Origin of the sequence: Streptomyces sp. NPDC102283, assembly GCF_044766265.1 — a bacterium.
Lineage (GTDB): Bacteria > Actinomycetota > Actinomycetes > Streptomycetales > Streptomycetaceae > Streptomyces.
The window spans coordinates 234,095-242,097 of sequence record NZ_JBIWLQ010000002.1 but is presented as its reverse complement, the minus strand read 5'-3'; the positions used below and the strand labels follow the sequence as shown (position 1 = coordinate 242,097).

Below are 8,003 nucleotides of genomic sequence, written 5' to 3'. Positions count from 1 at the left end.
GGTCACGACGTCGGCGGGTCCACGGGCTTGGCCCGCTGCGGGTGGACCGTCTCGTGCCGGATCAGCATTCCCACGCACTCGGCGATCTTCCGGGTGCGCGTCTCGGCCCGCTTGACGGCATTGACCCGGTTGATGAGGGCGAAGCGGTTGGTCCTGGTGAGCACCTCGAACATCGCCTGCGCCGCCGGGGCGGCGGCGATCGCGGCCAGCAGGTCGGCCGGCACCTCCGCTTCCGATGACGGCGCATAGGCGGCCGACCACCGTCCGTCGGCCTTCGCGGCGTCCACCGCGGCGCGGCCTGCGGGCATCATCAGGCCGGCCGTCTCCAGTCGGGCCACGTTGGCGACGTTCCGCCGGGACCAGACGCTGCGGGGCCGGCGCGGGGTGAACCGCCGCCAGGAACTCTCTTCGTCGCGCTTGCGGGCCTGCCCGTCGATCCAGCCGAAGCACAGCGCCTCGTCGACCGCCTGCTGCCAGGTCAGCGTGGTAACAGAGCCGCCCTTCCTGGTCAGGGCGAGCCACACGCCAGGAGAGACGGTGTGGTTGTCCAGCAGCCACGCGCGCAGCGCCGCGCCGTCGGCAACGATCAACTCATCCAGCTCGGTTGCGGTCACCACCGCAGATTAGTGCCGCAGCCCGGTGCCGCGACCTGCCGGGGTGTCTCGTTGAGCCGCAGCGTCGGTCTCGGCCCGGCGAGCCCTCACCACGAGGTGCTCGTGGTCCGCCCGGACGCACGGCAGGCGCCGGGCTGTCGGAGCGACTTGACTCTGACGCAGGTGTCAAGGTTTAACGTCGGCACCATGACCGCTGATCACGCAGTTCGCACTCCTCACCTCGACGTTCTCGTGCAGGGGAGCGGCCCCGCCCTTCTGCTCGCGCACGGAGCCGGCGGAGGCATCGAGGGGAATTTCGGCCTCGTCCTCGACGACCTCGCCCAGGACCACACCCTTGTCGGCCCGCACTACCCCGGGGCCGGTGGCTCCGCCGTAGCCATCGAACCCCTGGACCTGGACGACCTCGCCGACCGCCTGGTCGCGGCAGCCGTCGCGGCCGGCCAGGACTCGTTCTCCGTCCTGGGGGAGTCCCTCGGCAGTGCCGTGGCCGTCCGGATCGCCACACGGCACCCCGACCGTGTCCGGGCACTCGTCCTCACCGCCGGCTTCGCTGTCGCCGACCCCGCCCTGGCGCTCACCGCCCAGCTGATCAGGTCCCTGGCAGCCGCAGGTCAGTGGGAGGACGTGGCACGGCTCGCCCTGCTGTCCTGCATGTCCCCGGCGGACCTGGCGGACCTTGAACCGGCCGCCCTCGACGAACCGGTCGCCCGGACCCTGACCGCGATGCCGCCGGGCATGCTGGACCACTTCGACCTGGTGTCCCGCGTTGACGTCCGGTTCGACCTGCCAAAGGTATCCGTCCCCACCCTGGTGGTGGCGCCGACCGGCGACCGGCTGGTGCTGCCCGGGAGCTCGTTCCGTCTGGCGGCCGGCATCCCGGGCGCCCGGCTGATCGAACTGCCGGGCGCCGCCCACGTCCTGGGCCCGGCAGACCGGGCGACCTGGCTCCGACACGTACGAGCGTTCCTCGCCGCACTCCCCGCCACCTCGGCCTGAGCCGCACCACTCTTCACGGATCGGGCCGGACCGCCCACGTAGACGCCGACCCGGCGCCGGGCAGTGCTGCTCGTCGCTGTCTGTGACCTGGCACCGCTGGGAGCCACCGCCCCGGTCGGCGGGCTCGGCTCCGGCAGCGACTTGGTTCTCACGCTCAACGCGCTGTCCGCGATCCTCACGCTGATGCTCGTCGCCGTCGCCGCGCTCGGCGTGCTCAACGGCGTGCTGCTCGACACCCGCGAGCGCGTCCGGGAGATCGGTGTCCACAAGGTGCTCGGCATGACCCCCGGCAGACCATCGCGATGGTCCTCACCTCGGTCGTCATGACCGTACTGGTCGCGGGCGCTCTGGGCGTGCCGTTCGGCATGGTCCTGCACGGCTGGGTCATCCCGGCGATGGACGACAGCGTGCGGGTCCGCCTCACCGATTCCGTCATCGCCGTCTACCACGGAGCCGAACTGTTCCCGCTCGCACTCGGTGGCCTGCCCGGCGCACGCGGGACAGTGACAGGGATGGTGGGTGGCCTGCGGGCAGCGCGCCGAGTCGCACATCCCCACCCGGGGCTTCGTGGCATCCGGTGTGCCGGCCAGGCACAGGCACAGGCACAGGGCCCTGGACGGGTCGCGGAACCAGCAGAAGTTGGCGGGCCCCGACGTGAAGTACCTCGGCCTGCTTGCGCAGGAGGCCCTCAGGTGACGGTCGTCCTCGAGGATCTTCGGGTCCGTACGGGCCGCGTCCTCGGCACGCCGTCCCGCGCTGGAGGAAGTGCGCCTTCTGGGCGCGTGCGATCAGCGGTCGCCGCCGTGGAAGACGCAGCCGACCGTGGCGCCGCTGCCCACGCTGACCACCCCCACCGCCGGATCGGCGCTGCCGCGTACGAAGCCTCCCGCGTAGCCGTCGTCCTCGGGGCCGCGTGCGCCCAGGTAGACGCCCCAATTGAGGAAGAGTTCCCGCATGCCGCCGGTGCTGTCGGGAAACGGCTCGGCGGTGGGACGCACTCGGCGCTGGAGCACGAACGGGGCGTTCATCGCCGAGGCGACCCTGCTTTCCCACTCGGCCGGGTCCACCTTCCAGCCGGCGATGATTCCGTTGCCGCCGTGCAGCAGCGTCGGCTTCAGGATCAGCTCGTGCTGGTGGCCCAGGGCGTGGGCGAGCAGGTCGACCCGGGTGCCGCCGGGGTCCGTGGCGTGTGGGCGCACGTACCGCGTCCATGGCAGGATCCGGTCGAGGCAGGCCAGTTCGGCGGCATCGTACAGGTCGCGGTGCTGCTCGTCGGAGAGCATCGCCAGAGTGCCCTTGTTGCCGTACAGCTCGGCGTCCAGCCGACTGAACAGGCCCAGCCTGCCCTGCTCGACCGCGGTCAGCAGCGGCTCCAGCTGGGCCGCCGCCGTGGGGTCGGTGAGGTCTTCGGGCAGGAAGTACCGGAAGACGACGTCGATGGTTCGGCCCGAGGCTGTTGGACGGCCGTTCGGGTACGTGATCTCACCGAGGTCGCAGGCGATCCCCTCGACCCCGTAGTCGGCCAGCTTCTCGGCGAACACCCGCAGTCGAGGTCCCACGACGGCGAAGTTCCGCACCGTGTCCACCACAGCGACGACGGGCGCCCGGTCGGTGGGGATGTTCGCGGCGCACTCGGCGTACATGGTCCGCACCATGTGGCCCAGCGTGTCCTCGTAGCGGAGTCCGTGCCTCCGTACGAACTCCTCAAGTGGCGGATGGGCCAGCATCGCCCGGTTGATGTCCGCGTTCTCGAAGCCGCCAAGGGCGCTGGTGATATTGAATTCGAGAAGCTTGAACCCCGTACCGTCGTGATAGAGGTCGGCACGCCCCAGCGGGAGGAGCGAACCGGTCCGGGCGCTCCGCGTGATCAGCGCCGACTGCAAGGGATTCAGGCCGACCGCCGAGGCCAGCGCGGTGATGCTTCCGCCGAACCCACGCTCCGGCAGCGAGCGCAGCAGCCCGTAGACGGTGTGGAGGTCCCCCACGAGGGTGCGCAGCTCGCTCTCGCCGAGGAAGGCGGGGCCGTTCAGGAACCGGTCCCGGTACGCCAGCCTCAGCGTGGCGGACTCCAGGACGGCGGCGGTGGGGTGGCCCGTCGACGCGCTCCGCGCGAGCTGCTCCCCGTACGCGTGGCCCAACCGCGACCTGGGCGACGTGGGCGGACTCGTGGTCGTCATGGGGCGTCCCTTTCCCGGAATGGGCCGTGCGGTCGGTAGCGTGCCGCGGTCGGTACGCTGCCGCGATGCGGTGCGGTGTTCGTGCAGTGCGGTGCGGTTCTGTGCAGTGTCCGTGGCCGCGCCACGCGGTGCTGTGCGGTGCGGTGCCGTCTTCGGTACGGCTCCGGCGTTCCGCGGCGCGCCGGGCGGCTGTCCGATCAGTCCGTTTCCGTCGTGCGCGGAGCCGGCTCCGCGCGGGTGATCCACCGGCGGCGGGCGCCAACGAGGAGCCCCGCCGCGACCACCGCCATGACGACCGCGCCGGCGCCGAACACGGCACGCGTGCCGACCTCGGCGGCGACGATACCGCCGGCCGCCGCACCGACGGGCAGTCCGCCCCAGGCCACGAGCCGGTAGACGCTGTTCGCCCGCCCGAGCAGGTGCTGCGGCACCAGTGTCTGCCGCAGGACGACCACGACGACGTTCCACGTCACCGTCCCGCACGCGAAGATCGCCAGGGCGACACCGGCCGCGTACACCGAGGGCACGGCGGCGAGCACCGTCTCGCTCGTGGTGATCAGGACGGCGGTGGCGACCAGCGCTCCCTCCCGGCCGAGACGTTCCGTCAGCGCGGGGGCGAAGCGTGAGGCCAGGACGGCTCCCACGGCCTGGCAGGCGAGCAGGACGCCGTACCCGAACGGACCCAGGCCGAGTTCCTTCCCGCTGTGCACCACGAGGACCGCGAGCATCGCGCTCCCGGCGAGGTTGATCAGACAGGACACCAGGGCGAGGCTGCGCAGCAGGTGATGCGAGAACAGCCATCTGGCGCCCGCCAGCATCTCCGACAGCACACCGGACCTGTCCGGCCCACGCCCGACGGGCCGGGTGCGGCGGATGCGGCTGATCAGGACGGCCGAGCACAGGAAGGTGGCCGCGTCCACGCCGAAGGGCAGAGCGGTCGCCACACCGAACATCAGCGCGCCGACGAGCGGGCCGATGAAGCCGGTTCCGGCCTCCTGCGCGGCCATGATGCGGGCGTTGGCGGTGGAGAGACCGGCCTGCGGGGTGATGAAGGGAACGAGTACCTGTGCCGCGTTGCGGCAGAGGACCTCGCCGACGCCGAGCAGGAACATGCAGACGTAGAGCAGCGGCAATCCGCCCCAGCCACCGAGGATTCCGGCGGTGAGCACGGCCAGCAGGACGGCCCGGCCGATGTCGACACGCACCATCATCGCCCGGATGTCGACACGGTCCACCAGCAGCCCCGCCGGGATGCCGAACAGGAGGAACGGCGCGGTGAAGGCGACCGAGGCCGCGCCGATCAGACGGGGGTCGTCGGTCAGACGGGTGGCCAGCAGGGGCGCGGCGGCGATCGTGGCCCCGTCGCCGAGCGAGGACACCGCGGCGGACCACCACAGCCGGGAGAAGTCACGTCCCAGAAGGGGCCGTTGCGCGTCGGCCTTGTCGGTCGTCGACGCGGTCATGAGAGCGCGTGGCAGCGCAACCGGCGGTACATTGCCTCCCCCTTCGATGTGGCTGCCCCGCCGTCGACGCCCCACCCGCCCGTCGTCGTCCGCCGAGACCCGCACAGCCAGGCGCACGGGGTTCCCGAGAGTAGTCGGCGCCCGCGGCGGCGTCGAGAGGAGGATCGGGTCCGGCGGGAAAGGCGCGCAACCGCGGCTCACGGTCCCCGGGCGAAGCCGCACAGCACCTCGCCGGAAGATCAACCCGCTGGTGAATGAGGGGGGTTGTGTCCTGCGGTCTTCTGATATGTTCACCGCCGCTGGGCGGGTGAATCAGCGGTCAGCGACGTGCGTGAAGGGGAGGACATGCCGTCAACGGGACTTCAACACACTGCGTCAGGCCTCCGGTCCCTGCTCAGGGCCCATTGTTTCGGCCCGACGCCCTGCGGCTGGTGCTTCCTCGTCCTCCGGGCGCGCGACCGCGCTTCGCCTCACGGAACACCCCGCCTCTCGGCGCCGACCGGCACCGACACCTGACCGATGCCTGATCGACCACTGATCGTTGACCGGCCGATGTCCGCACGGGAGGCACCGTGATCGACCGCTTCGGCACACGGTCCACAACGGACGGACATCCCTGTGAGGCACCTGGCCGCACGCGGCCGTGGCTGCCACGGAGCAGTCGCGCGCAGATGGAAGGGTGGGAACAACGTTCATGAGAACCTACGAACCCGATGCGGAGAGACGGGCGACCGGCGTCCGCTGTCGCCTCTCACGTCATCCGCTGATCCACAACCTCCTTCTCGGAGGCATACGTTGAGTCTCGTGGCGGGCCTGGGGAACGCCCGTCCGGGCGTCGTCGAAACGGTGACGGTCGCCGTCATCGGTACCGGGGCGATCGGGCGGGATCTGGTCAGCAAGATCGACCGCTCGCCCATGCTGGACTGCCGACTGGTGGCCGGGCGCAATCCGGAGTCGGCGGGCCTGCGGTACGCCGAGAGCCTCGGCTGCGCCACCACCGCCGCCGGTATCGAGGCGGTGCTGGCGGCGGCGAGCCCGTTCGACGTCGTCTTCGACGCCACCAGCGCCGCGTCCCACCGGGACCACTGGCCGCTGTTGGAGCCGCTCGGAACGCTGGTGATCGACCTGACCCCCAGCAAGGTGGGGCAGATGGTGGCGCCCACCGTGACCGGGGTCTCGGCCGAGGCAGCGCGCAACGTCAATCTGATCAGCTGCGGCGGCCAGGCGGCCGTTCCGGTCGTGCACGCGCTCGCGGCCCGGTTCCCGGTGACGTACCTGGAGGTCGTGTCGACCGTGGCGAGCGACGTGGCCGGCCGCGCGACCAGGCTGAACCTCGACGAGTACGTGACGGCCACCGGCCACGCGGTGACGACGTTCTCCGGAGTGAGCGACGTCAAGGTGATCCTCAACATCAGTCCCGCGGTGCCGCCGGCCACCTTCCGGACCGTCATCCACGCCCGGGTGCCCGACGCCGATCCGGCGGCGGTGCGCGCGGTGGTCGACCGGGTGGCCGAGCAGGTGCGTTCCTTCGCTCCCGGGTACGAGGTCGTCGCCTGCACCGCGGTCGACGACCAGGTGACGATCGTCCTCAAGGTCACGGCCCACAGTGACGTCCTGCCCCCGTACGCGGGGAACCTCGACATCATCAACGCCGCCGCCGTCATGGTCGCCGAGCAGTACGCGGCCCGGCCGGACCGGGTGTCCCGGACGGGGGTGAGGTCGTGAAGCAGGTGGTGATCCACGACCCGACGTTGCGCGACGGCCAGCACGCTGTCCGCCACCAGCTCGGCCTGACCGCCCTGCGCCGTTACGCGGAAGCGGCGGACGCGGCACGGATCCCGGTGGTGGAGGTCGGCCACGGCAACGGTCTGGGCGCCTCCTCGTTGCAGGTGGGGCTTGCGGCGGCGACCGACGACCAGATGCTGTCGACGGTCCGCGAGGCGCTGCGCCACAGCCGGCTGGGCACCTTCATGCTGCCCGGCTGGGGCACCTCCGACGACCTCCGACGAGCGATCGCCCACGGGGTCGACGTCTTCCGCGTCGGAGTGCACGCCACCGAGGCGTCCCTGGCCGAACACCATCTGGGCTTCCTGCGGGACGCGGGCGCCGAAGCCCACTGCGTCCTGATGATGAGCCATATGGCCTCCCCGGACGAACTGGCCGAGCAGGCCGCACGGGCCGTCGGCTACGGGGCGCAGGCCGTCGGGATCATGGACTCCGCGGGGCACTTCCTCCCCCCGGACGTCACCGCGCGGATCGGGGCGATCGCCGAGGCGGTCGACACCGTCCCGGTGATCTTCCACGGACACAACAATCTCGGTATGGCCGTCGCCAACTCGGTGGCAGCCGCCGACGCGGGCGCCCTGATCATCGACGGCTGCGCCCGCGGCTTCGGAGCCGGGGCGGGCAACACCCAGCTCGAAGTGCTGGTACCGGTGCTGGAGCGGAGCGGGTTCACCACGGGCATCGACCTGTACGCGCTGCTGGACGCCGCAGACCTCGCCGAGCGCGAACTCATGCCCGCACCACCGGTGACCGCCTCGATGAGCATCGTCAGCGGCCTGGCGGGCGTGTTCTCCGGCTTCAAGCACCGGGTCGTCGAACTCTCCGGAGCCGCGGGTGTGGACCCCCGCGAAGTCTTCTTCGAACTCGGCCGGCGGCAGGCCATCGCCGGACAGGAGGACCTGATCGTGGACGTGGTCGCGGAGTTGAGCGGCCGCGGGACCGACGGCTGACGCGGTAAGAGACCCGGC

Annotated in this window: 7 protein-coding genes; 4 read left to right on the top strand and 3 right to left on the bottom strand. The window is 71.4% G+C overall.

What is annotated here, in order from left to right:
- Positions 1–2: 2 nt before the first annotated feature.
- Positions 3–617, bottom strand: a complete 615-nt coding sequence (locus tag ACIRJT_RS05570; RefSeq protein ID WP_403904895.1) for a YdeI family protein — start codon at positions 615–617, stop codon at positions 3–5.
- Positions 618–800: 183 nt separating this feature from the next.
- Here ACIRJT_RS05570 and ACIRJT_RS05565 point away from each other — a divergent pair, with 183 nt between their 5' ends.
- Both ACIRJT_RS05565 and ACIRJT_RS05560 read left to right on the top strand, forming a co-directional pair.
- On the top strand, positions 801–1,610 hold the full coding sequence (locus tag ACIRJT_RS05565) for an alpha/beta fold hydrolase (RefSeq protein WP_403904892.1): 810 nt from the start codon (positions 801–803) through the stop codon (positions 1,608–1,610).
- Positions 1,611–1,673: 63 nt separating this feature from the next.
- A complete protein-coding gene (locus ACIRJT_RS05560) occupies positions 1,674–1,937 on the top strand; it encodes a hypothetical protein (protein ID WP_403904889.1) in 264 nt (87 codons plus the stop codon).
- 461 nt (positions 1,938–2,398) lie between these two features.
- On the opposite strand, the gene ACIRJT_RS05555 is transcribed toward ACIRJT_RS05560, so the two are convergent.
- Both ACIRJT_RS05555 and ACIRJT_RS05550 read right to left on the bottom strand, forming a co-directional pair.
- On the bottom strand, positions 2,399–3,787 hold the full coding sequence (locus tag ACIRJT_RS05555) for a hypothetical protein (RefSeq protein WP_403904887.1): 1,389 nt from the start codon (positions 3,785–3,787) through the stop codon (positions 2,399–2,401).
- 197 nt (positions 3,788–3,984) lie between these two features.
- Positions 3,985–5,250, bottom strand: a complete 1,266-nt coding sequence (locus tag ACIRJT_RS05550) for an MFS transporter (RefSeq protein WP_403904885.1) — start codon at positions 5,248–5,250, stop codon at positions 3,985–3,987.
- Between the two features lie 795 nt (positions 5,251–6,045).
- Between ACIRJT_RS05550 and ACIRJT_RS05545 the strand changes: the two genes are divergently transcribed.
- Together ACIRJT_RS05545 and dmpG are read left to right on the top strand one after the other, a co-directional pair.
- A complete protein-coding gene (locus tag ACIRJT_RS05545) occupies positions 6,046–6,975 on the top strand; it encodes an acetaldehyde dehydrogenase (acetylating) (protein WP_403904883.1) in 930 nt (309 codons plus the stop codon).
- The gene (gene dmpG, locus ACIRJT_RS05540; protein WP_403904881.1) at positions 6,972–7,985 is read left to right on the top strand and encodes a 4-hydroxy-2-oxovalerate aldolase; all 1,014 of its coding nucleotides are present in this window, start codon (positions 6,972–6,974) and stop codon (positions 7,983–7,985) included. The genes ACIRJT_RS05545 and dmpG overlap by 4 nt, the downstream gene beginning before the upstream one ends.
- Positions 7,986–8,003 lie beyond the last annotated feature (18 nt).

What these genes read in the sequence shown, in the direction of transcription:
- ACIRJT_RS05565 (WP_403904892.1), top strand. Translation starts at nt 801, where the DNA reads ATGACCGCTGATCACGCAGTTCGCACTCCTCACCTCGACGTTCTCGTG.
- ACIRJT_RS05555 (WP_403904887.1), bottom strand. Translation starts at nt 3,787, where the DNA reads ATGACGACCACGAGTCCGCCCACGTCGCCCAGGTCGCGGTTGGGCCAC.
- ACIRJT_RS05550 (WP_403904885.1), bottom strand. Translation starts at nt 5,250, where the DNA reads ATGACCGCGTCGACGACCGACAAGGCCGACGCGCAACGGCCCCTTCTG.